The following is a 21,484-nucleotide window of genomic DNA, read 5'->3' as shown; positions in this document are numbered from 1 at the left end:
ATCCTGGCCTCGTCACGTGGTGTGTGGTTGCATGTAGTTGCTTTGAGCAAGCAAACCACGACGCTCGGGTGCTCGCAAGGTCAATGGCGCGCAGAGGGCAAAGAGTGTCAACACGCACTCTTCGATTGAGGCCAAGTCACCAATACTGCGAGCCGCTGCCAGTCTCGATCTCACTGTGATTTCAATCGATATTGCGAACGCCGCTTAGGCTCAGGACAAAGGCTGGGGTGATGGGGTGCCTAAGCATAAATTTTCGAAATGTCTTCATAGCGTGTTGGTTGGATTCAGATTTTGAGAAAAGGGCCAATATGACCTCTGCAATTTGAATGCAGAGGTCATATGAAACAGAAATCCTTCGAAAACCTGCTGAAACGTCTCCATGGTCTCACACCCGATCAGGCGGAGTCTTTGATCCGGTCAGTGCAGGATATGACTGCGCAGAATGCCGCGCTTGGGGCAATCGACCAAAAGGCAAGACACGCCAGCTGTCCCCATTGCTGCTCCACAGACAAACAGAAATGGGGGCGCACGCGAACCGGAACGCAACGATATCGTTGCTCCCAATGCCGCAAGACCTACAATGAGAGAACAGACAGTTCGATCAGCCGTATTCAACGACTCGATCTGTTTTATCGCGTGCTCCGGGATATGTTTGTCTCGCCCACCCCAAGCTCCGTGCGTCAGCTGGCCAAAGAGTTGAGCATCAGTAAGGATACAGTCTGGCGTTGGCGGCAGATCATCCTCCGCTCTCTGTCTCAGAGCATCGAACCTCTCACCGGAATTGTAGAGGTGGATGAAACCTTCGTCCGCGAGAGCCGTAAAGGCAGCCGGGAATGGGTGCGTCATCAGCAAGATCCCGCTCAACACCCCAAGCCGCCTCGCCTGCGTTGGTATGAATACAAGCTGACCGGAGCGTTAATGAAACGCGGCCTCAGTAAGTGGAGACTGCCAGTCCTGACGGCCATGGACCGGTCCGGGAACCGCTTTGCCGAACGGCTTCCTGATCGCCGAGACCGGACGATCTATCAATGCCTGTCTCCCATCATTCGTCGGGATGCTGCTCTTTGCTCCGATGGTTTGGGGGCTTACGCCAAGTTCGCCCAGGCCTCCGGGATTTCCCATTTTGTCTTGGGCACCAAACCAGGCAGCCGCAAGATAGGTCAGAGCTTTCATATCCAGAATGTCAATGCATTGCATTCCCGAATGAAAAATTTCCTGCGCCCGTTCAAGGGGCCTGCGAAGAAGTATCTGGATGGTTATGTGGATTGGTATTTCGTGAGGTTCGGCATGGAGCCAGAACGAGCACTCAATGGCCTGTTGAAGCGGGCAGACGCCCCTCCGGCTTGATCACCGGTGTCTCCTCGTCAGGAGCCAATTTTGTAGCCGCGAATTCTGTTGTGCATGCATTCGACCTCATAATGATCCTTCACAAGGATGCGATGAAGGTTCGCCAATGGAAACGCGATACCATCTATTTCTTGCACGATGAGGATCAATTCCGGCTACATTCTAAACCATGTCGATACATTGCATGCGCCAGCGATGACATATCCCTCGCTTGCGCTGGAAATTGCATAGAGGTGTTTACGCTAACCGAAACTAAAAGCTCTTGGTTGCTGGCAAGGTATCGTGCCGTGTGATTTCTCAATGCAAAGATGCCATGACTCCCAGATCTGATCTCGGCAAGCCAAAACGTCAAAGCGTCTGATTTGCTTTGAATTTCGTCAGCAGAAAGAGTTCTTCGGTCAATCAATGAAACACGGAGAGCTCGAAGTTTGCCATTTAGCTCCTTTGTAGAGGAGTTCGACGCCACTTCCCTTGCAATCCAACCAACTTTGTATCGAGTCGAGAGCTGATTTCCGTAAGGCCAGTTGAGTCTCCCCGGATCTGTTTCGTAGTGCCTCACATCAAATCGGCTGATGGTCATAAACGACCCGGATGTTTCGGTCAGCGTGATGTTGCAACCGTCAATGTTTCCCTCAAAATGTCCGCTCAGCCTATCATCTTCATGCATCGGAAACGAAGGAAAGAACTGCGCAAGTTCGGTTTCGGCCATGGCTGGATTGTAGGTCAAGAACGCAAGCACGGCCGTGCAGACCAGTGGCTGATACGCCGCAAACATAGCCCTTCCAAAAGCCGGCATTCCAAACTTCTCCCTTTTCAACACTTAACTTAGTTCCGTAAAAGTAGAGCGTTTGTCAAAGTATATTCGGTTTAAGCTATAGAACTCTACTGCTCAGCGACCAGATCGTGGTTACCAGCACGCTTTGAAGACATTGCTTAAATTTTAGGCATTTGAGTTTGCGAGCTTATCGGGATTGCGCATGATGTATATCCAGTGCACCTGACCGGCCAAATTGGGGACCACCAGCGTCAATGTTTCCAATACCCCATCTTTGAAAAGCGCAATGGCGGGCGTGCCGTTGGCCTGTATCATTTCAAATGAAATGTTGGGGACGTTTCGCTCCTTTTGCATCACAGCGCTCAGTACCTGCATGATTTCAGCTGGGCCATACAATGGCCGTCGTGCCGCACGCACCTTGGCGCCACCGTCCGATATGGCGATGGCGTCCTCGGCCAACAAACGCAGCGCGGTGTCATGATCGTGGGCGGCGGCAAAGAAAAACCGTTCCAGAGCCGCTGCGGCCTCTGCACGGGGCACGTCAAAGCGCGGACCGCTTGATTGTAGACGTTTGTGTGCGCGGCTGACCATTTGGCGACATGCGGCCTCGGAGCGCCCCAGAGTCACTGCGATATCGGCATAGTCGGCATCAAAAGCTTCCCGAAGCACAAAGGCAGCGCGCTCCGTGGGGGCAAGGCGCTCCATAGCCCAAAGCAGCGCCAATTCGCACTCTTGTGCCAATTCGAAAGCATGGTCTGCGGATGCCTGAGTTTCTGAGATCAAAGGTTCTGGCAACCAAGGTCCGACGTAGCTTTCTCGCCGTGCGCGCGCCGAACGCAACGCGTCTATGGCGATGTTTGTGGTCACGCGGCGCAGCCAAGCGGCAGGGTTATCAAGTTCTGAGGTGTTGGCCGCGGAAAACCGCAGCCAAACTTCTTGCACCACATCTTCTGCCGCAGCCCGCTCTCCCAACATGCGGTAGGACAGGGCAAACAAGCGCGAGCGTTCTGTCTCAAACATTGTGATGTTTTCTGTCATCTCAGACTGCGACCTTTCCGATGCGGCCGTTGATGTTGATCGCCTGACACGCATGCCCTTCGCCCAATCCGCGTTTGAACACAGGATAAAACCGTCCTGAGGCAGCGGCGAAACTTGCGGCCACCAAGGCCTGCTCGCCAAAACGGCTGTGAATGATCTCCCCAAATGTGTTGGGTTCATAAGACGTTGATATGGCGTGACGGGCAAACTGGAAACCAAGGCCGACATCTTGGGCGTCGTCAAACCGGCCTTCGACCGCAGCCAATAGAAGATCTCCCTGCACACCAGCTTCCAGCGCAAATGTGATGATCAATTGGCCGCATGGACCGCAGTCGCCATCCAAAGTGGAGGCCAACAACGCCCCAGCCCACACATCGCGCGCTTCCGGCGGACCCTTGTAACCTGTAACCATGGGCAAGAAGGTCAGGGCCAACCCCGCGCGGGAGGACGCTTTTATGACTTCATGCATGTAGCCCACGTCATAGTTGTATTTTTTTCCAAAGGAGCGGGCACCTGCGTGTAGCCATTTACGGATCATGCCAAAGCCTCCTTTTGTGATAGGTGAAGTGCGGCGCTCAAGGCACCCCAAGCAGGCAGTTGAATGCCAATCAGATTGGTCAAGGCAATCGCGTCAAACGCTGTGTCTCGGTGAAAAATCCATATCCAGATGTGATAGAGCGCGTGCAGGCATGGCCATGCTGCACCGAAGGCTGCAAGGGGAACGTCGCGGTTGCGCGCGCCCACAAATAGCGCCGCCGCAGAAACAAGAAACACCAAAGCAATGTCGCGTATGAAGTGGGCATTAAATCCTCCTGTCCCCGCGACACCTGGTATGGTTTGAAACCAAAATTGCGGGTCTCCCCACATCAGCGCTGCATTCCCAAGAAAGACCCCGGCAAATCCGTATAAGATGGTCTGTGTCATGTTTGTCTCCAAGTTGTCTCTAGATAGAGACGGGACAGCCATGCGGTTTGTGACAGCGAGCCAGAACTTAGACAGGTAGGGCAGTGGTTTTGAAGACCGTGCGCAGCGCAAAAGAACTCTGCATTTGGGCCACGCCGGGCAGGCGTGCGAGATGCTGGCGGTGAATGCGGGCAAAATCTTCGGTGTCTTGGGCAACCACTTTTAGGATGTAGTCTGCGGTGCCCGCCATCAGGTGGCACTCCAAAACATCGGGAATGCGCGACACGGCTTTCTCGAAGGCTTCCAACACCTCATCAGCTTGTCCAGACAGTGTGATTTCCACGAATACAGTTGTTGGAACCTGCAATTTCCGCGAATCCAGCAGGGCCACGTAGTCCTTTATGTACCCATCGCTTTCCAGTCGGTGCACGCGCCTGTGACAGGCGGATGCAGACAGGTTTATCTTTTCTGCCAATTCCGCATTGGAGATGCGTCCTTGTTTTTGGAGGACGGTGAGAATGCGACGATCTGTCGAGTCTAAAGACATATGTGAGAAGCTCCTTGCTTGGTTTTTATCTTTAGGCAAAGAATCTTGCGGACGCCAGTTTTCAAACTGATTAAAAATCAAGCACATTCGTCTGAAAGCTTTCTAACCTGATCCTAGGTTCAGTCAGGAGAGACGGCTATGAAAATCGGATGCCCGAAAGAAATCAAACCTCAAGAGTTTCGCGTTGGTATGACGCCGGACGCGGCGCGCGAAGCGGTGGCGCACGGTCATGCGGTGATTGTACAGACCGGTGCTGGAGTTGGCGCTGGTTTCACGGATGAAGACTACGTCACAGCGGGTGCTGAGATCATTGACACGGCAGCGGAAGTCTTTGCCACAGCTGACATGATCGTGAAAGTGAAGGAGCCACAGGCTGCGGAACGCAAAATGCTGCGTGAAGGGCAGGTGTTGTTCACCTATTTGCACCTCGCTCCCGATCCAGAACAGACACAGGATCTTCTGGCGAGCGGTTGTACGGCGATTGCCTATGAAACCGTTACGGATGATCGCGGCGGGCTGCCGTTGTTGTCACCTATGTCGGAAGTTGCGGGACGGCTGGCGCCACAAATGGGCGCTTGGACCCTGCAAAAAGCCAACGGTGGGCGCGGGGTATTGATGGGGGGCGTGCCAGGTGTCGCCCCGGCAAAAGTGGTTGTCATCGGTGGTGGGGTTGTCGGCACCCACGCGGCAAAGATCGCTGCGGGCATGGGGGCTGATGTCACCGTTTTAGACCGCTCATTGCCGCGCCTCAAATACCTTGATGATGTGTTTGGCGGGATGTTTAAGAATCAATACTCCACGGCCGGTGCAACCGCTGATCTGGTGCGCGATGCGGATATGGTGATTGGTGCGGTGTTGATCCCCGGAGCAGCCGCACCCAAGTTGGTGACCCGTGCGCAATTGGCTGACATGAAGCCCGGCGCGGCCTTGGTAGATGTGGCGATTGATCAGGGGGGCTGTTTTGAGACCTCACGCGCCACAACCCATGCGGATCCGATCTATGAGGTCGACGGGATCATGCATTATTGTGTGGCCAACATGCCCGGTGCGGTTGCCCGCACTTCCACACAGGCGCTGGGCAATGCTACGTTGCCGTTTTTGCTGAATCTAGCGGACAAAGGGTGGCGGCAAGCCTGTGAAGACGATCCACACCTGTTAAACGGTTTGAACGTGCATGCCGGTCAACTGACCTACTACGCCGTCGGCAAAGCACTCGGGATCGATGTGATTTCCCCATCATTGGCCTTAAAATCCTGAAGACGCTGCCCTTCGAACAAGGGCTGTAACGCCTTGAGCCGGGCGGTCACAAAATCGGTGAACACGCGCACACGCGGTACCTCACGCAGGTCTGCGTGTGTGAGCACCCAAAGCGGTCTTTGATGAAACAGAGGCAGCCCCGGCACGCGTGCCAACAGCGGATCGGTGTCGCCAAGAAAACAAGCCATCCGTGTCGCGCCGATGCCTGCGCGCGCCGCCCCTATGGCTGCGGCCATGTCGTCCACGGTCAACCTTGGGCGCAGTTTGGGCCGTAAGGCTTTGATCGCTTCTGGGGGGCCGGGCCAATGCGCAAAGCGGATCCAATCAAGCGGCGCATCTGGGCCTTGATCCTGTGCAATCAGGTCACGATGCGCAAAGACCGCGCCCTTTTGCTCAAACAGCCGCCGTCCCACCAATGTGTCAGGTGGGGATTTTTCAAACCGTAGCGCCACGTCCGCATCACGCTGTGCAAGGTTCAGCGAGGTGTTTGTTGCCAACAACGACAGGTCGATGGCCGGGTGTGCGTGAATGAAGTCTGCGATGATGGGGCCCAAGATGCGTTGGATGAGCAATTCCGAGGCTGTCACCTTCAAGGGGCCCTGAATGACACGGTCGCGGGCTGCGATCTGCCGGTCTAGATCATGGTGCAATACGGCCATGGTTTCGGCCGCTGCTGCGGCCTGCAACCCAGCTTCGGTTGGTACGTAACCGCTGGGCAGGCGGTCAAATAGGCGTGCGCCAAGCGCCGCCTCCGCTGCCGTAATACGACGCGCGACTGTGGCATGGTTCACCCCGAGCGCTCTGGCTGCGCCGCTGATGCCGCCGTGTCGCGCCGTTTCCAATACGAATCTCAGATCATCCCAATTGTGCATAACCTGATAATATTCGCACAACCATGTTGCATCAATGATCGTTTTTAATCGGGGAAAAAGCCCTTACTTCACGAGAGAACAACACCCGATGGAGCCCAATTATGACCACCTATGCCCTTGTAACGCTGACAATCACAAATCCGGAGAGTTTTGAACTCTATCGTCAACAAGCCGGTGCCGCCTTGGCCAAACATGGCGGGGCTGCGATGGAAGTCTCTAAAACATCTGAGGTGATCGAGGGGGATGGCGTGGCACCCACTGTTACAGTGATCCTGACCTTCCCAGACCGCGATGCCGCCAAAGCTTGGATCAATGATCCTGAGTTCGCCGAGGCGCATGCTTTGCGGCGTGGCAGCGGGACGTCAAACATCATTTTGATGTAGACCAAGTGTGATCGGGCCCGGCGTTGATATCGTTTTGTCTGATCCTCTAAGGCGGCAGAATAAAAAGGGCGCTTCTAAAAGCGCCCTTTGCAGGTTGGCCCCACAGGGGCGAACCTGCCATGCCCAAGATTTTGTGGCGCAGCGTGCTGCGGCGCCAGAGCGCGGGAGCTCCTCGCGCCTGAGGTGGCTCACGCGTCGCGTTTGATTTCGACTGTGTGCGGGTAGGGGATCGAGATGCCATCTTTGTCAAAGGCTTCTTTGACCGCCTGCGTCAGGCCGAATTTCAGCTCCCAGTAGTCAGCCGCGTCACACCAAGCCCGCATGGTGATGTCCACCGAACTGTCTCCAAGGTTGGTCACCTGTGCCCAAGCTTCGGGGTCTTTGAGGACCCGCTCGTCCGCATTGGCGGTAGCCAGAATGATTTGCTTGGCCTTGTCCGCGTCATCTCCGTAGTCGATGCCAAACACCACGTCCACGCGACGTGTGTCATGCGCGGAGAAGTTGGTGATGATGCTGCCCCAAGCTTGACCGTTTGGGATAATGATCTGCACGTTGTCTGGTGTCACCAACTCCGTCACAAATAGGTTCAGATCCACCACCGTACCAGCGGTGCCCCCAACATCGACATATTGTCCAATTTTGTAGGGGCGGAACAGGATCAGCATAAAGCCAGCGGCAAGATCGCTGAGCGTGCCTTGTAACGCCAAACCAATGGCCAGTGTCGCCGCACCCATCATGGCCACTAGGGATGTCGCTTCGATGCCAAAGATTCCTAGGATAGCGACCAACACCATCAACAAGATGACCCAGCGCGTTATACTGGCGGCAAAATTGCCCAAAGTCTTGTCAATTTCAGGGGTGTTGTTCACCCGAGTGCGTACCATGCGGCTCACGGCACCGGCGACCATCCAGCCAATGATCAAAACCACAAGAGCTTTGGCTGCTGTAATCACCAAGGGTCCAAAGCCTTGCACTTGATCCACAACTGTTTCCATTGGTTCACTCCAAATTGTATTACCCATTTAAGGGCCTTAAACGCACAGAAGCGGCTCGACACAAGGCCGAGTCGCTCCTTTGGATTGGCCTAAGCCGATTTCTTCAACGAGTCCCGAATTTCAAGAAGCACTTCCAGTTCGGTTGGGCCTGCTGGGGCGTCCTCTACTGGTGTCTCTTCTTCTTGTTTGGCGGATGCTTCTTTCACTTTGTTGACGTAGCGCACCAACATGAACACCACCCATGCAATGATTAGAAAGTTCAGGATCGCCATCCCAAACGCGCCATAGGCGAAGATCGAGGCACCGGCTTCACGGGCGGCCTCAAGGCTGCTCCCCTCAGGGACCTCCCCGCCGAGAACCGCATAGTTGTTGGTGAAATCCACACCGCCCGTAAACAGGCCGATGATCGGGTTAATCAAGTCTGCAACCATAGATTTCACAATCGCAGTGAAAGCCGCGCCGACGATGATCCCGACGGCCATATCCATGACGTTGCCCTTGGCAATAAAATCTTTGAATTCTTGCAACATAGTGTCTTTTCCTTCCCTGTAGGTGCGCGTGCTATTTTTTGTTTTGGCTCTGCGCTGGCGCACAATAGCATGGTCTAATTCGCACGAATAGTGCGGTGGCGGGATGGGAAAATAGCCTTATCTATCCCCATAGGACTGCGACAGGAGAGACACCATGACCACTGTAACCGATCACCCCATCAACGCCCGCTGGGCCGCTGAGAACCCAGATGTTTTGCAGCTTTACGCCTTTCCGACACCCAATGGTGTGAAAGTGTCGATTATGCTCGAAGAGATTGGCCTGCCTTACGAGGCGCATCTGGTGATGCTGAGCGATGCGGACGTGAAGAGCCCTGAGTTTTTGGCTCTGAACCCAAACAACAAAATCCCGGCGATTATTGACCCGAATGGACCTGATGGTAAGCCTTTGAGTCTTTTTGAGAGCGGAGCCATTCTGATCTACTTGGCTGAAAAGTCTGGCAAGCTCATCGGAGAAACCCCCGCCGAGAAATACGAAGCCATTCAATGGGTGATGTTCCAAATGGCCGGTGTGGGCCCAATGTTTGGACAGTTGGGTTTCTTCACCAAATTTGCCGGTGCCGAGATCGAAGATCCACGTCCGCGTGAGCGATATCAGAACGAAGCCAAGCGTTTGCTATCGGTTTTGGAGAAACAACTGGAAGGCCGTGACTGGATCACCGGAACCTATTCAATTGCAGACATTGCCACTGCGCCGTGGCTCAAGGCGCTCGATTTTTATGGTGCCAAAGAGGCGGTTGGCTGGGGCAACTACCCCAATGTAAACGCCTACTTGGATCGCTTCTTGGCACGGCCTGCGGTTCAAGTTGGGCTGAACACACCACCACGCCCCGAGTAGGCCTCACCAAGGCTACCGTTGGCTTGAAAGAATAATCTAAGCGTCGGCGCGGATCGCGTCGGCGATTTTTTCCCCTATCACGATAGTAGGCGCATTCGTGTTGCCGCCAATCAGGGTTGGCATAATCGACGCATCTGCCACGCGCAGACCTTCAACGCCATGCACGCGGCCCTGCGGGTCAACAACAGCCATGTCATCAACGCCCATTTTGCAAGTGCCCACCGGGTGGTAGATCGTGTCTGCACGGGCGCGAATATCCGCTTCCCACGCTTCATCAGAGCCATCATGATCATAGTAGCGATCGCCGCGCCAAGAGGTAAACGCATCCTCCTCCATGATGCTATCGAGTTTTTTGATTGCGTCCTTGAGGGCCTTAAGATCACGCGAATCCTCTAGGAAACACGGGTCGATTTTTGGAGGTTTGGATGGGTCCGCAGACGCCAAAGAGACCGTTCCCCGGCTGTGTGGGCGCAGCACACAGGCATGGCAACTGAACCCATAGGGTAAGTGTATTTTGCGGTTGTGATCGTCTACAATTCCAACCACGAAGTGCAACTGAATGTCGGGGCGATCAAGACTGGGGTCGGTTTTGAAAAACGCGCCGCTTTCGGCAAAGGGAGAGGCAAACAAACCTGTGCCTGTCTTGCGCCAACGCAACGCGGCTTTGGTCATCTTTGCCAATCCAGAGGGCGTCAAACCCACGGTGTCCTTTTGTTTGTTGCGATAGCTCAGAATGTGGTCGAGGTGGTCCTGCAGGTTCTTGCCCACTCCCGGCAACTCGTGCTGCAGCGTGATCCCGTGTTTTTCGATCTCTTCGCGGGGGCCTATACCGGACAACAACAGCAATTGCGGGGAACCAAATGCACCGCTTGAGAGGATGACCTCTCTGCGTGCGGAGAGCGTTTCTACCCGACCGTTGCGTTTGATTTCCAGCCCCGTGGCGCGGCCACTGTCCATAACAACTTTGCGTGCCTGGGTCTTTGTGTAGATGGTCAAATTGGGGCGATCGAGTATGTCGCGCAGATAGGCCGCTGCGGCTGAGCACCGCTCTCCTTTGTGATCGCCTTCATAGAACTGCGTCACCTGATAGTGTCCTGCGCCTTCCTGTTCCGGACCGTTGAAATCCGTGTTGGTGCGGATTTGATGGGCATTGCAGGCGGCGATAAACGCTTGGTTTATCGCGCGTGGTTCGGCTTGGTCTCCTACCTTTAGAGGTCCGGTTGCGCCGTGCAGATCATCTGCGCCCCGCTGATTTCCTTCTGTCGCTTTGAAATAAGGCAACAGGCTGTCCCAATCCCATCCTTCACAACCAAGTTTGGCCCAATCGTCATAGTCTGATTTGTGTCCGCGCACATAAAGCATAGCGTTGATGGCAGAGCTTCCACCCAAGGCTTTGCCGCGCGGTTGGAAACCACGCCGATTGTTGAGTTGTTTCTGTGGCACGGTCTTGAGCGCCCAATTGTTGATTTTGGGACGACCAGAAATCATCGCTGCGATCAGTGCTGGGGCGCGGATGAATATGTCTTCGCCTTTGCCACCAGCCTCAACCAGGCAAACCTTGGCGTCTGGATCTTCGCTAAGACGTGCGGCAATCACGCAGCCTGCTGACCCACCCCCAACAACGATGTAATCAAATTCCATGGTGCCCTCCCGTGCTGAAGTCAGCCTAGGAGGGGCCAATTTGTTCAAGCAAGTCTAACGCCGCGTCAGCGCGCTACGTCAAACGGGTATTCACAGTCCTAAGGCAGCTTGCTTGTCAGAACATATCGCAAAATTTCGACGACTTGCTTTGGTTCTTCTGCAACGGCCAAAGCCGCGGCGTGTACTTCCTTTAGGGCGTGCTGTTGATCGGTCATTGAAAGCACAATGATGGATTTGCCAAGCGCAGCGGCGAAGCCCGCGTCAAAGGCGGCGTTCCATTGACGATACTTCTCACCAAAACGCACCACCACCACATCGGCATCCTCAATGCCCTTGCGGGTACGGATCGCATTGACCATCGCGCCTTTGTGGTCGTGCCAGTATTTGTTGTCTTCACCACCCAAAATGGCCACGCCACAGTCGTCGGATGCTGCATGATCAGTCACCGGGCTAGTGAAGGTGACGTCCAGATCTGCGGCGCCATCTTTGATCTGTTCACGCCAGTCGGTATGAATCTCGCCGGACAAGTAGACATTTAGGCTCATGGGATTTCCTTTCTTGCTTGCGCAAGGTCTAACCTGTCCGGCGCGCTGCTCCAATCCCTTGTTGGGAAGAAGCAGTTTCAGAGTTTGCGGGCCACCAGATAGCGGCTTGGCGGATCTGCAGGAAAATTGCCACTTTCAATGATTTTGAAGCCCGCTCTTATGACCGAGCGCTCCAGCTCAGCGATAGAGAAGAACCGGACAAACGGGGCTTTGCCAATAAGTTGCAAAAGAGGGATCGCGGTTTTCATCAACCGGAACTTGAAAGACTTCATGCTCTCGTTCAGGCAGGGCGTCTTGGAGATGAACAACCCGCCAGGTTTCACCCTTTCAGCAATCGCCGCCATCGCAAGGTCGCCATCCTCTAAAAGGTGGATCAGGTTGTGTGCCATGATGACGTCAAATGGGCCATCTGGCGCGCTTTCCGGAGTGGCTTGCACCAAGCGAATGTTTTTCGCCCCAGCCTCCGTGATCCGTTCACGACCCACCTCGAGCATTCCGGCTGACACATCTGTTGCCACCATTTCACTGACGGCATCAGCCAATCTGATCGCGGTTGTGGCAGTGCCACACCCCAATTCGAGCGCGGTGTCTGACGCCTTGAGGTAAGACCGTGTGCGGCCCAGCGTATACTCATACGCTTGCATGTCACCGATGGGAGATTTGGCGTATTTTTGCGCGATCCCATCCCAAAATTTTGCTGTTGCTTGCATGGTCGTTCTCCTTTCGACCCCATACATAACCATGCAAATATGCGATAGGAATTGCCGAAATTTGCAGCCATGTTATACGAAAATGCATGAGTGATACCGCATCTTCCTTTGACTGGAACCACATTCGCGCGTTTTTGACAACGGCTGATAAAGGGTCGTTGTCAGCTGCAGCGCGTGAACTTGGGCTGACACAACCAACACTCGGGCGCCAAGTGGCCGCGCTTGAAGAAGACTTAGGGGTCATGTTGTTTGAACGCGTTGGCCGCTCGTTGGAGCTGACAGCTGCGGGAGGTGAGTTGCTCGAACACGTTCGCGCTATGGGGCAGGCTGCTGATCGGGTTGCCCTTGCTGCGTCAGGTCAAAACCAAACCGTGGAAGGCCGCGTGGCCATAACCGCGTCAGACGTCTATTCGGTGCATCTTTTGCCCCCAGTCTTGCGGGAGCTAAGAACCAAAGCTCCCAAACTCATTATTGATGTCGTGGCGTCTGACGACGTTCAGGATTTGATGCGGCGAGAAGCTGATATTGCCATTCGTCATGTGCGGCCAGATCAACCTGATCTGATCGCGCGGTTGGTACGAGAGGCGAAAGGCTATTTTTATGCCTCTACTGAGTATCTGGACCATCGTGGACGCCCAAAGACGGTGGAAGATCTGGAATCGCATGACTTTGTGGGATCCGGGGACGTGCCACGCATGTTGGAATACCTCAAGCCGTTGGGGTTCCCAATTGGCTTGGACAACTTCCGCACGGGTTCAGACAGCGGTTTGGTGGCTTGGGAAATGTGCAAACAGGGTTTTGGCATTTCGCCGATGGCGGATGACGTGGCAGAGGCAACGTCTGGTATTGAACGTGTGCTTCCTGATCTTGCGCCGATCGTTTTTCCGATATGGCTGACCACCCATCGAGAGCTGCACACCAGCCGCCGCATTCGTTTGGTGTTTGACGCTTTGGCGGAACACCTGACTCGTGACTAAGGCAGTGCGCGCACCATCATCACGCGTCGATCATCACGCTCGGTCTCTCGCCATCCTAGATGAGCGTAGAGCGCAATATTTCCCGGCATCTCCACATGGGTTGCGAGCGAAATTTCCGAGCAGCCCGCGCTGGTAGATAGCTGAAGAGCCCATTGGATCAGCGCGCCGCCAAGACCCTGCCCACGCGTAGATTGGGCAACCGCAACATTCGTGAGGTGTGCTATTGGTGGCGCCGTTGATAACATGAGTACGCCTTGCAAAGACGTTTTCTCGATGACCCAAACCTGCCCGTCAGCAATCGCTTCATCCACGCCGCCAGATACATCCGGCAACGCGACACCTTGGTCGCGATAAGGTTGGTAGGCTGCATCAATCAACCGCGCAATAGCGGAGGCCTCACCGGCCTGCGCTAAGCGCGGTTGGGCTGCCTCAGCCACGCAGTGTGCCACCAGTGGCTTTGCTGACCTTCTCGATGATCTTGGCTGCAACGGCCTCGATGTCGGCCTCTTTCAAGGTCGTTTGAGTAGGCTGCAAGCGCACAGTGATCGCCAGAGACTTTTTATCGTCTCCCAAGGCGCCGCCGATGAACTCATCAAAAACACGCACGTCTTGTATCAACGCTTTGTCTGCGCCCGCCGCAGCATTGACCAGCGTCAATGCCTCAACACTGGTGTCCACAACAAAAGCAAAGTCACGTTCAACGGCCTGTAAATCGGCCATGAGTACTGCGCCTTTTGACGCCGATTTTTTACGTGGCATCGGAATTTCAGCAACATGGACAGCAAAGGCCACAACAGGGCCCTTCACGTTCAGTGCATCCAGCACTTTCGGATGGATTTCGCCGAATGCGCCCAAGACTTTTTTCGGTCCCAGCCCAACCTTTGCGCTGCGGCCCGGATGCCACCAACCGTTGGTGCCACGGTTAAATGTCAGCTTGGTTGGAGCGCCGAGAGACTCAAGCACCGCTTCCATGTCTGCCTTAGCGTCGTAAATGTCGACACCACGGCTTTCACCATGGATGTCTTTGGAAATTGTGCGACCAACCAGAATACCGGTCAGCAGGTTCTCCTGTTCCCCCGGTTCACCACCATGAAAGACGGCGCCGCATTCAAACAGTGCCATATCCATGAATCCACGGGCCTGATTGCGCGCCGCAGCCTGCAAGAGACCTGGCAACAGCGAGGGGCGCATGTGGCTCATTTCGCTGGAAATCGGATTTTCCAGCATGGTTGCATCACTGCCACCGCCAAAGAGCTCCGCGCCCGCTTTGTCAATGAAGCTGTAAGTCACACATTCATTGTAACCCAAGGATGCCGTGGTGCGGCGTGCGATCTGCTCGCGCTTCTGCATGGGCGACAGAATTTGCTCTGGCAGACCTGGTTCCGGACGCGCCATAGGCTTGCCTTGTAGCTTTGTGAGCGAGGCAATGCGCGCGACTTCTTCTACCAGGTCGGCAGAGCCACGCACGTCTGGTCGCCAGCTTGGGACATGAGCCATGTCACCTTCGATGACAAAACCCAAAGCTGCAAGCGTGGCGCGCTGTGTTTCGGCCGGAATTTCCATACCGACAAGCGATTGCACGCGGTCTGTGTCCAGCGGATAGGCCCGCGCAACATTTGGAACCTGACCTGCACTGACCAAGTTGGAGGGTTCACCACCGCAAAGTTCCATGATCATCTGGGTCGCGTCATCCAATGCCTGCATATTGTAAGCAGGATCTATGCCACGTTCATTGCGGTAGCGTGCGTCAGTGTTGATTTTCAGGCCGCGGCCCGTGTAGGCAATCTGAATGTGATCCCAAACAGCGGCTTCCAAGAACACATTTGTGGTCTCTTCGGTACAGCCGGTTGACATGCCGCCCATGATACCGCCGATCGACTCTACAGCAGTGTCATCAGAGATCACCACCATGCCAGGCGCAAAGGTGTACTCTTTCTCGTCGAGCCCCGCCAAGGTCTCGCCACCCGCAGTGCGGTGCACACGCAGGTTGCCCGTGACTTTGTCTGCGTCAAACACGTGAAGCGGACGATTGCGGTCAAAGGTGAAAAAGTTGGTGATGTCTACGAGCGCCGAAATTGGGCGCAAACCGATGGCCTTCAGACGGTCCTGCAACCACTGCGGGGACGGTCCGTTTTTCACGCCTTTTATCAGGCGACCGGCGAAGACCTCGCAGCCGTCCGTCGCAGTGTCATCATCAATGGTAACCGTGATTGGGCTGTCAAATGTGCCGTCGATCTTGGCCGTCTTGGCAGGCTTCATCGTGCCCAAGCCGCGGGCTGCCAGATCCAAGGCAATGCCGCGTACACCCAAAGCGTCGGGGCGGTTTGGAGTGATGGCGATTTCAATCACTGTGTCGACTTTGGACGGGTCATTTTCTGCCAGCCAGTCGATGAACTTGTCGCCTACCGCGCCAGAAGGCAGCTCGATGATGCCATCATGTTCGTCAGACAGCTCCAGCTCGCGCTCAGAGGCCATCATACCGTAGCTTTCCACGCCGCGAATTTTGCCAACGGAAATGGTGATATCAAGCCCCGGAATATACATGCCCGGTTTGCAGACCACCACGGTGATGCCTTCGCGCGCATTTGGCGCGCCACAGATGATTTGTAGCTCACCTTCGTCAGTCGCCACTGTGCACACACGCAGCTTGTCAGCATCTGGGTGTTGTTCGGCACGCACCACTTTGCCCAACGTAAAGTCCGCGAGACGCTGCGCTGGGTTGGTGACGTCTTCAACCTCAAGCCCAAGGTCTGTCAGCGTCTCGACGATCTCGTCAACGCTGGCGTTGGTCTCAAGGTGATCTTTCAGCCAGGAAAGAGTGAATTTCATCGGTCCGGTGTCCTATGGCAAGCCATGTTTGTTGCAGGAGGCAATGACAAAGATTGGCCTTATGTGCAAGCCTTGCCACCGGGTGTCACCTAAGGATAACTCGGTGTGAGGCCCAAAAGCTCGTCCAGCTGTCGGCCGATCCAGCCGTGAGGAATGAAATGTCCACCCGGATGCAGATCCAGAGTAACGGCGCCGTTGGCACAGGCCCAACTGGTACGCGTGAGCGTTAGAAAGCTGCGCACCTGCCAATCCCCTTGGGATTCACCGCCTTTCGGACAGTCCAATGCGCGTTTCCAAAGGGCAACGGGATAAGTTGTATCGCCGCCGGGGCCCAACGGGAAATCCATCACTGTGTCTGAAAGCCCATGGACATGGCGAACCTCGGTGGGGGCCTCCGGACAGGTTTCCGTTTGATCGATGCTGCCTGCGATGGCCAAGAGAGCGGAGACATCCTGACCACTTTGGCACGCGTATCGCCAAGCCATTGCAGAGCCAAAAGAATAGCCCGAAACGTAAATCTTCGATGTGTCCACAGGATAGCGCTGTGCCACATCGGCCAGCACCGTATCGGCAAAGGGCACATCCTCAGTGCCCGCGCGCCAAAAGCTCCAGGTGTTGTTGCGTCCGTTGGGTGTGACCAGCAACACGCCGCGACGTTTAGTCGATGCGCCAACCCGATCAGAGTTTTGCGCGTGGACGCCTGTGCGCGACCAGCCGTGAAAATGCAGCAACACGGGAAGGGGGGTGCCACCGTCCCATCCATCCGGCACCATCACATGGTAGGAACGATCCCCAAGTTCACATGCGATCTCGTTGCCACAGGGTGCCGCATTCCCTTTCCACGGCCCCATGGCAGCGGCAGACGTGGCGGTGAGAAGTGTGGCAAGGCTCAGGGCAAATCGTGTCATGCCGCTGACACTAGCCAAGGCCCGCGCTCTGTCACGTCACATGTTTGTGGGGTGTGTGGCGTTGTCGCTCCGCTTGCGGCGGTTTGACAGGCCTTCAGGACATTGGCCGCCGCAGATGGGTTTGAGGTCGCCGGTCTGTTTGAGGCTTTCAGCAAAAGTGTTGCACGTGACAGTAGCCGTTGTGGCGTTCTTTTTAACGCGACGACTTGTTCGATTTCTTGCCCTGCTGCATCAGCTTCTTTGTTTGCAGTGCCTTCGCGCGTTGATCGCTTTTTACCTGCTGGATGCGGCGTTGCTTTTTGTCCGCAATGAACAAACCAGGTAGCACGGTGATCCAGCCAATGGGGTAAAAAATGAGCGCCCAGACACCAAAGAGAAAAGGAAGAAAAGTGATGACAATTCCAGCTGCCGTAAAAGACACTTGCCATCGTTTTGGGTCATGATCAACCTTGCTGTCCAACCAATTCCAATAAGCGGCCAGCGCTATTTGAAATTGGTACATCAGCATGGTCCCTCAATGGAAAAAGGAAAACCTGCAAGCACATATGCGCACTTGCAGGCCGGATTGCTATCGGTTCAAACCGCCATGCAGCGTTGGCTGATCCAAGCTCGCAAAGCCGTAGTGGCGCAGCCAGCGCAGGTCGCTGTCAAAGAAAGCGCGCAGGTCTGGGATGCCGTATTTCAGCATGGCCAAACGGTCGATGCCGATGCCAAAGGCAAAGCCTTGGTATTCATTCGGGTCAATCCCGCCAGCCTCAAGCACCTTGGGGTGCACCATGCCAGAGCCCAGAACCTCAAGCCAATCGTCGCCTTCGCCAACCTTCACGGTGCCACCTTCCCAGCTACACTGAATGTCGACTTCAGCAGACGGCTCTGTGAAGGGGAAGTGAGACGCGCGGAAACGGGTTTTGACCTCGGTGCCAAAGAAAGCAGAAAAGAACTCTTCCAGCACCCACTTAAGGTTCGCCATGGAGATGTCTTTGCCAAGCGCAAGACCCTCGACCTGGTGGAACATCGGGGTGTGTGTCTGGTCGTAATCCGCGCGATATACGCGACCCGGACAGATGATGCGGATCGGGGCGCCGGTTTTTTCCATCGTACGGATCTGCACCGGGCTGGTGTGGGTGCGCAGCACATGTGGCGGGCGGTTATCACCTTCGGCACGGTGGGTGTAGAATGTGTCCATCTCGGCGCGTGCGGGGTGGTGACCCGGAATGTTGAGCGCGTCAAAGTTATACCAGTCGGTCTCGATCTGAGGCCCTTCAGCCACAGCAAATCCCATATCCGCAAAAATTGCGGTGACCTCTTCCGTGACTTGGCTGATCGGGTGGATCGTACCCACGCGACGGGTGCGGGCAGGCAGCGTGACGTCGAGCCATTCCGTGGCCAGCCGTGCATCTAGCGCAGAATCAGCCAGCGCAACTTTCTTTGCGGCCAAAGCCGAATTTATTTCGTTTTTAAGCGCGTTCAGGGCGGGGCCCGCAACCTGACGCTCCTCGGGGGTCATTTTGCCCAGTTCGCGCATTTTCAGGCTGACTTCGCCCTTTTTGCCCACCGCCTGCACCCGCAGCTCTTCCAGCGCGGTTTCATCCGCAGCAGCGGCAATAGCTTCGATGAATTTGGTGCGCAGATCGTCCATGGTAGGGCCGTCCCCAGTGAAGAAAATACCGCAGACCTCCTATCACACGGCCCATTGATTGCAAGCGCAGAGGCGGGTCCGTAGTCATACAGGCTGCGATCACGAGAGTTATGGCGCACTGGTGCGCTGGTCAGCACGGATTGCGGCGCTGCGCCGCAAAGGCAGTGTGCAGCGCCTAGATCGATTGCGCGGATGGCTCCAAACTCAATGTGGTCTTGTCAGTATTGGGCCAAGGCTTGTCGATGAGGTGGGACGTGAGGCGCGCCCGTAGACATGTGCTCCGGTCGCCAACTCTGGAAACATTGCGAACATCACACTTTGAGCAGAATGACCGCCATGGATGGATGAGGGGCTCTCTGGGTGGAAGCACTGGCTCAGCACACCGTCGCCGCTCACAATCTGGGGTGCGTCAAACGCGAGGTGGTAATAGGTGATGGTGGCACAAGCGCTGACTCGGACATCGCAGTCGTCTACAAGTGACTGCGCAGGGACCAGGACCTCCTCTTCACCATAGATCAGTTCTGCCCGCCATCCGGTGAGCAAGATCAAGTGATCCGGCGACACCAGATGAGGTTTTAACGCGCCAAAGGTCTCTGGTGCAATTTGGATGGGCGCGAAGGTGCCCGATCCCGGCAACGTGCGTTTGGCAATCCAACATATGCGCTGCAGCCCGTTTGCCTTTGTCCAAATTTGGTCTCCTTCGCGTAGGGTATCAATGAGCTGATGCCCGACGTTGGTGCGGATACGGGTGCCAGCGGCGAAGCAGGCCACACCGCTTCCTCTTTGGACATCCGCGATGGGCACAATCGGGGTGGGTGCCGGGCTTCGAGTATAAGTTTGCCCTTTGAGGGGCGCGGAACACTGCGCAGGAGCGGTTTTTGCGGCAACACGGTGGGCGCGCTTGTGCTTCTCTGAGACAGACCCTGCCGCTGCACCTTCCAAGGCAAGCACCGTCTTTTCGCCCGGGCAGACGTCTCGAAATTCTTCTACGACAGCTGTCTGCAGGTTGGTGAGCGCAAAGGCAGTATGGCCGCCAATCCCTGCGCCATTTGGATGGACTTGCAACACAGGAAATCGGGACGCGGTGATCACCAGTTTGCGCATGTTGCTGTCTGGGTCGACCGAAACAAGAACTTCTGGATGAGACAGGGGAATTTCGATGCCAACGGAACCATCCGTCTGATAAAATGAAACAATATAGTTGTCTGGGTTTTCGGTATGCGCGAGTGTCACCTCGAGAAATTCTTCGACGCCATTGGTCGCGGAAAACGTATTAGAAAAATGCAGCTCGTTGATACGGGCCATTGAAACCTCCAAAACTGGTACACATGCGGCCAAAACGACGCCACTTGAGTATGATGAGGCCTGAAAGATAAATAAATCGTAACTTGTTTCTAATTTGTTCTAATTTTGTTCTCGATGTTTCAATCTATGTTCTTGATTTGCTCTCGGCTGCAAAGGCCGATTTGCAGTGCTGATTGGGCTGCAAAAGGCCCCCTCAGCATGGCGATTTCGAAGAAGAGAGAACGCACTGGCCAGCGCGGTTACAATAGAGAGGCTATCACCATACCTTCTTTCATCGATGTCACCATCCGCGCAGCGGGCCATTCATGCCCTTCATGCTCAGAAAGCTCGGGAAACAGCATCAACACTTCGTCGCGCGCGGCTGTTTCCATTGCACTCAGACCCGTTGCGCCGGGGTAAAAGCTTTCACTGGCGACGCCGTCCACCGTTACGATTTCATGCTGGTCAAACATGAAATGAAAGTAAGTAACAAAGTCACATTTAAGCCGACGGGTCTGATCACTGTGTAACAAGGCCTTTGCTGGAACTAAGACTTCGCTCTCCCCAAACAAAATCTCGGCGTGTGCCCCGGTAAGAAGAATGCGGTGATTGGGGGAGACTGAATGTGGTTGAGTTGCGCCAAGAAAGCCTTGGTCAAACTGGATGGGTGCCAGATCGCCGGTGCCGGACACAGTGCGCTGACCAATCCATTGAATGGGTTTGGGGCCGTTATCCTGTGTTGTGACGAGATCACCGGGGCGCAAACTCTCAATCAGTTTAGGACCTTCTGGCGTGTTCACCATAGCGCCACGTACAAAGCAGATGACACCAGTGGCACCAGGATCGACGGTCTCATACGTGACATTGTCTGGATCGGGTTGGTTAAATTGAAGGGTTGTGGTGGTTGTGCCGGGACCGCTCAGAACCGGAATATTTTCGGATGTGGCGCCTGCGGCGGCGCCATCAAGCGCCAAGATCTCACTGGTGCCCCCGCCGATATCATAAAAGTCGACCACTTCGTTTGTATCGGTGTTTGTAAGCGCATAGGCCTCGTAGTTGTTGGCACCATTTCCGTTCGGGTCCGTCAGGCGAATTGGGTAAACATCTGCGGAAATGACATAGACCAGCTCGCCACCTGCGCCTGTCGAAACGGACACACCGGGGTCATCAAGCGAAACTTCGAAACCAACCGCGCCATTTGCGTTGTAAAACGAAGCAACAAAATCTGAAGGGTCTTCGCTGGGATCTAGAGCAATTTCTAAAAACTCGCTGACACCGCTGCTATTGGCATATGCGTTGGAGTAATGAAGTTCGCTAATTCGCGCCATAACACTGCCTTCTGCCGTCACCAGGCGGATTTTCCGCCCTGTTTGCTCGTAAACAACTCACTGGGATGCAAAACCCATTGGCATCGGCGCCAAGTGTTTGGAAATCCCTGTGGCATTGTT

Annotated in this window: 23 protein-coding genes; 5 read left to right on the top strand and 18 right to left on the bottom strand. The window is 55.1% G+C overall.

Annotation, left to right across the window (positions count from 1 at the left end; genetic code table 11):
* Positions 1-339 precede the first annotated feature (339 nt).
* Positions 340-1,347: an IS1595 family transposase gene (locus tag ABWV47_RS08835; protein WP_353310848.1), complete on the top strand. Its 1,008-nt coding sequence runs from the start codon at positions 340-342 to the stop codon at positions 1,345-1,347.
* A 145-nt stretch (positions 1,348-1,492) separates the two neighbouring features.
* On the opposite strand, the gene ABWV47_RS08830 is transcribed toward ABWV47_RS08835, so the two are convergent.
* The 5 genes from ABWV47_RS08830 to ABWV47_RS08810 form a co-directional block, all read right to left on the bottom strand.
* A complete protein-coding gene (locus ABWV47_RS08830) occupies positions 1,493-2,122 on the bottom strand; it encodes a hypothetical protein (protein ID WP_353310846.1) in 630 nt (209 codons plus the stop codon).
* 165 nt (positions 2,123-2,287) lie between these two features.
* Positions 2,288-3,160 carry an RNA polymerase sigma factor SigJ gene (sigJ, locus tag ABWV47_RS08825; RefSeq protein WP_353310844.1) on the bottom strand — a complete coding sequence of 291 codons (873 nt, stop codon included), beginning with the start codon at positions 3,158-3,160 and terminating at the stop codon, positions 2,288-2,290.
* 1 nt (position 3,161) lies between these two features.
* Positions 3,162-3,698 (bottom strand): hypothetical protein, encoded by a 537-nt coding sequence (locus tag ABWV47_RS08820; RefSeq protein ID WP_353310842.1) that lies wholly within the window; start codon positions 3,696-3,698, stop codon positions 3,162-3,164.
* Positions 3,695-4,084: a hypothetical protein gene (locus tag ABWV47_RS08815; RefSeq protein WP_353310840.1), complete on the bottom strand. Its 390-nt coding sequence runs from the start codon at positions 4,082-4,084 to the stop codon at positions 3,695-3,697. Before ABWV47_RS08815 ends, ABWV47_RS08820 begins: the two co-directional genes overlap by 4 nt.
* Positions 4,085-4,151: 67 nt before the next feature.
* Positions 4,152-4,610: an Lrp/AsnC family transcriptional regulator gene (locus tag ABWV47_RS08810; RefSeq protein WP_353310838.1), complete on the bottom strand. Its 459-nt coding sequence runs from the start codon at positions 4,608-4,610 to the stop codon at positions 4,152-4,154.
* Between the two features lie 138 nt (positions 4,611-4,748).
* On the opposite strand from ABWV47_RS08810, the gene ald reads away from it, so the two are divergent.
* Positions 4,749-5,867, top strand: a complete 1,119-nt coding sequence (ald, locus tag ABWV47_RS08805; protein ID WP_353310836.1) for an alanine dehydrogenase — start codon at positions 4,749-4,751, stop codon at positions 5,865-5,867.
* Here ald and ABWV47_RS08800 read toward each other — a convergent pair.
* Complete coding sequence (locus ABWV47_RS08800) at positions 5,804-6,739, bottom strand: LysR family transcriptional regulator (protein WP_353310834.1); 936 nt, start codon at positions 6,737-6,739, stop codon at positions 5,804-5,806. The two genes, ald and ABWV47_RS08800, sit on opposite strands and share 64 nt — an antisense overlap.
* A 101-nt stretch (positions 6,740-6,840) precedes the next feature.
* Between ABWV47_RS08800 and ABWV47_RS08795 the strand changes: the two genes are divergently transcribed.
* Positions 6,841-7,122 (top strand): DUF1330 domain-containing protein, encoded by a 282-nt coding sequence (locus ABWV47_RS08795; RefSeq protein ID WP_353310832.1) that lies wholly within the window; start codon positions 6,841-6,843, stop codon positions 7,120-7,122.
* A gap of 188 nt (positions 7,123-7,310) precedes the next feature.
* Here ABWV47_RS08795 and ABWV47_RS08790 read toward each other — a convergent pair whose 3' ends face one another.
* Together ABWV47_RS08790 and mscL are read right to left on the bottom strand one after the other, a co-directional pair.
* A complete protein-coding gene (locus tag ABWV47_RS08790) occupies positions 7,311-8,117 on the bottom strand; it encodes a mechanosensitive ion channel family protein (RefSeq protein ID WP_353310830.1) in 807 nt (268 codons plus the stop codon).
* 89 nt (positions 8,118-8,206) lie between these two features.
* Positions 8,207-8,647, bottom strand: a complete 441-nt coding sequence (gene mscL, locus ABWV47_RS08785; RefSeq protein ID WP_353310828.1) for a large conductance mechanosensitive channel protein MscL — start codon at positions 8,645-8,647, stop codon at positions 8,207-8,209.
* Between the two features lie 154 nt (positions 8,648-8,801).
* On the opposite strand from mscL, the gene ABWV47_RS08780 reads away from it, so the two are divergent.
* Positions 8,802-9,503, top strand: a complete 702-nt coding sequence (locus ABWV47_RS08780; protein ID WP_353310826.1) for a glutathione S-transferase family protein — start codon at positions 8,802-8,804, stop codon at positions 9,501-9,503.
* Between the two features lie 36 nt (positions 9,504-9,539).
* On the opposite strand, the gene ABWV47_RS08775 is transcribed toward ABWV47_RS08780, so the two are convergent.
* The 3 genes from ABWV47_RS08775 to ABWV47_RS08765 all read right to left on the bottom strand — a co-directional run bounded on the left by ABWV47_RS08775 (position 9,540) and on the right by ABWV47_RS08765 (position 12,399).
* Positions 9,540-11,144 (bottom strand): GMC family oxidoreductase, encoded by a 1,605-nt coding sequence (locus ABWV47_RS08775; RefSeq protein WP_353310824.1) that lies wholly within the window; start codon positions 11,142-11,144, stop codon positions 9,540-9,542.
* A gap of 98 nt (positions 11,145-11,242) precedes the next feature.
* Complete coding sequence (locus tag ABWV47_RS08770) at positions 11,243-11,689, bottom strand: YtoQ family protein (RefSeq protein WP_353310822.1); 447 nt, start codon at positions 11,687-11,689, stop codon at positions 11,243-11,245.
* A gap of 77 nt (positions 11,690-11,766) precedes the next feature.
* On the bottom strand, positions 11,767-12,399 hold the full coding sequence (locus tag ABWV47_RS08765) for a class I SAM-dependent methyltransferase (RefSeq protein ID WP_353310820.1): 633 nt from the start codon (positions 12,397-12,399) through the stop codon (positions 11,767-11,769).
* Between the two features lie 86 nt (positions 12,400-12,485).
* Between ABWV47_RS08765 and ABWV47_RS08760 the strand changes: the two genes are divergently transcribed.
* The gene (locus ABWV47_RS08760) at positions 12,486-13,376 is read left to right on the top strand and encodes a LysR family transcriptional regulator (RefSeq protein WP_353310818.1); all 891 of its coding nucleotides are present in this window, start codon (positions 12,486-12,488) and stop codon (positions 13,374-13,376) included.
* Here ABWV47_RS08760 and ABWV47_RS08755 read toward each other — a convergent pair.
* The 7 genes from ABWV47_RS08755 to ABWV47_RS08725 all read right to left on the bottom strand — a co-directional run bounded on the left by ABWV47_RS08755 (position 13,373) and on the right by ABWV47_RS08725 (position 21,364).
* Positions 13,373-13,813 (bottom strand): GNAT family N-acetyltransferase, encoded by a 441-nt coding sequence (locus tag ABWV47_RS08755; protein ID WP_353310816.1) that lies wholly within the window; start codon positions 13,811-13,813, stop codon positions 13,373-13,375. The genes ABWV47_RS08760 and ABWV47_RS08755 overlap by 4 nt on opposite strands.
* Positions 13,806-16,205: a phenylalanine--tRNA ligase subunit beta gene (pheT, locus tag ABWV47_RS08750; RefSeq protein WP_353310814.1), complete on the bottom strand. Its 2,400-nt coding sequence runs from the start codon at positions 16,203-16,205 to the stop codon at positions 13,806-13,808. The genes ABWV47_RS08755 and pheT overlap by 8 nt, the downstream gene beginning before the upstream one ends.
* Before the next feature lie 89 nt (positions 16,206-16,294).
* On the bottom strand, positions 16,295-17,113 hold the full coding sequence (locus ABWV47_RS08745) for a CE1 family esterase (RefSeq protein ID WP_353310812.1): 819 nt from the start codon (positions 17,111-17,113) through the stop codon (positions 16,295-16,297).
* Positions 17,114-17,306: 193 nt separating this feature from the next.
* Complete coding sequence (locus tag ABWV47_RS08740; RefSeq protein WP_353310811.1) at positions 17,307-17,621, bottom strand: hypothetical protein; 315 nt, start codon at positions 17,619-17,621, stop codon at positions 17,307-17,309.
* A 60-nt stretch (positions 17,622-17,681) separates the two neighbouring features.
* Positions 17,682-18,752: a phenylalanine--tRNA ligase subunit alpha gene (pheS, locus tag ABWV47_RS08735; RefSeq protein WP_353310809.1), complete on the bottom strand. Its 1,071-nt coding sequence runs from the start codon at positions 18,750-18,752 to the stop codon at positions 17,682-17,684.
* A 204-nt stretch (positions 18,753-18,956) separates the two neighbouring features.
* A complete protein-coding gene (locus ABWV47_RS08730) occupies positions 18,957-20,057 on the bottom strand; it encodes a Hint domain-containing protein (protein WP_353310807.1) in 1,101 nt (366 codons plus the stop codon).
* Between the two features lie 239 nt (positions 20,058-20,296).
* Positions 20,297-21,364, bottom strand: a complete 1,068-nt coding sequence (locus ABWV47_RS08725; protein ID WP_353310805.1) for a Hint domain-containing protein — start codon at positions 21,362-21,364, stop codon at positions 20,297-20,299.
* Between the last annotated feature and the right edge of the window lie 120 nt (positions 21,365-21,484).

The organism is Shimia sp. NS0008-38b, assembly GCF_040370365.1.
Lineage (GTDB): Bacteria > Pseudomonadota > Alphaproteobacteria > Rhodobacterales > Rhodobacteraceae > Shimia.
The sequence above is the reverse complement of the archived record's forward strand: the minus strand, read 5'-3'. Positions and strand labels throughout refer to the sequence as shown.

Bases quoted from the DNA above. Each gene is read 5' to 3' on its own strand.
- ABWV47_RS08835 (WP_353310848.1), top strand. From the start codon at position 340: ATGAAACAGAAATCCTTCGAAAACCTGCTGAAACGTCTCCATGGTCTC.
- ABWV47_RS08830 (WP_353310846.1), bottom strand. From the start codon at position 2,122: ATGTTTGCGGCGTATCAGCCACTGGTCTGCACGGCCGTGCTTGCGTTC.
- sigJ (WP_353310844.1), bottom strand. From the start codon at position 3,160: ATGACAGAAAACATCACAATGTTTGAGACAGAACGCTCGCGCTTGTTT.
- ABWV47_RS08820 (WP_353310842.1), bottom strand. From the start codon at position 3,698: ATGATCCGTAAATGGCTACACGCAGGTGCCCGCTCCTTTGGAAAAAAA.
- ABWV47_RS08815 (WP_353310840.1), bottom strand. From the start codon at position 4,084: ATGACACAGACCATCTTATACGGATTTGCCGGGGTCTTTCTTGGGAAT.
- ABWV47_RS08810 (WP_353310838.1), bottom strand. From the start codon at position 4,610: ATGTCTTTAGACTCGACAGATCGTCGCATTCTCACCGTCCTCCAAAAA.
- ald (WP_353310836.1), top strand. From the start codon at position 4,749: ATGAAAATCGGATGCCCGAAAGAAATCAAACCTCAAGAGTTTCGCGTT.
- ABWV47_RS08800 (WP_353310834.1), bottom strand. From the start codon at position 6,739: ATGCACAATTGGGATGATCTGAGATTCGTATTGGAAACGGCGCGACAC.
- ABWV47_RS08795 (WP_353310832.1), top strand. From the start codon at position 6,841: ATGACCACCTATGCCCTTGTAACGCTGACAATCACAAATCCGGAGAGT.
- ABWV47_RS08790 (WP_353310830.1), bottom strand. From the start codon at position 8,117: ATGGAAACAGTTGTGGATCAAGTGCAAGGCTTTGGACCCTTGGTGATT.
- mscL (WP_353310828.1), bottom strand. From the start codon at position 8,647: ATGTTGCAAGAATTCAAAGATTTTATTGCCAAGGGCAACGTCATGGAT.
- ABWV47_RS08780 (WP_353310826.1), top strand. From the start codon at position 8,802: ATGACCACTGTAACCGATCACCCCATCAACGCCCGCTGGGCCGCTGAG.
- ABWV47_RS08775 (WP_353310824.1), bottom strand. From the start codon at position 11,144: ATGGAATTTGATTACATCGTTGTTGGGGGTGGGTCAGCAGGCTGCGTG.
- ABWV47_RS08770 (WP_353310822.1), bottom strand. From the start codon at position 11,689: ATGAGCCTAAATGTCTACTTGTCCGGCGAGATTCATACCGACTGGCGT.
- ABWV47_RS08765 (WP_353310820.1), bottom strand. From the start codon at position 12,399: ATGCAAGCAACAGCAAAATTTTGGGATGGGATCGCGCAAAAATACGCC.
- ABWV47_RS08760 (WP_353310818.1), top strand. From the start codon at position 12,486: ATGAGTGATACCGCATCTTCCTTTGACTGGAACCACATTCGCGCGTTT.
- pheT (WP_353310814.1), bottom strand. From the start codon at position 16,205: ATGAAATTCACTCTTTCCTGGCTGAAAGATCACCTTGAGACCAACGCC.
- ABWV47_RS08745 (WP_353310812.1), bottom strand. From the start codon at position 17,113: ATGACACGATTTGCCCTGAGCCTTGCCACACTTCTCACCGCCACGTCT.
- ABWV47_RS08740 (WP_353310811.1), bottom strand. From the start codon at position 17,621: ATGCTGATGTACCAATTTCAAATAGCGCTGGCCGCTTATTGGAATTGG.
- pheS (WP_353310809.1), bottom strand. From the start codon at position 18,752: ATGGACGATCTGCGCACCAAATTCATCGAAGCTATTGCCGCTGCTGCG.
- ABWV47_RS08730 (WP_353310807.1), bottom strand. From the start codon at position 20,057: ATGGCCCGTATCAACGAGCTGCATTTTTCTAATACGTTTTCCGCGACC.
- ABWV47_RS08725 (WP_353310805.1), bottom strand. From the start codon at position 21,364: ATGGCGCGAATTAGCGAACTTCATTACTCCAACGCATATGCCAATAGC.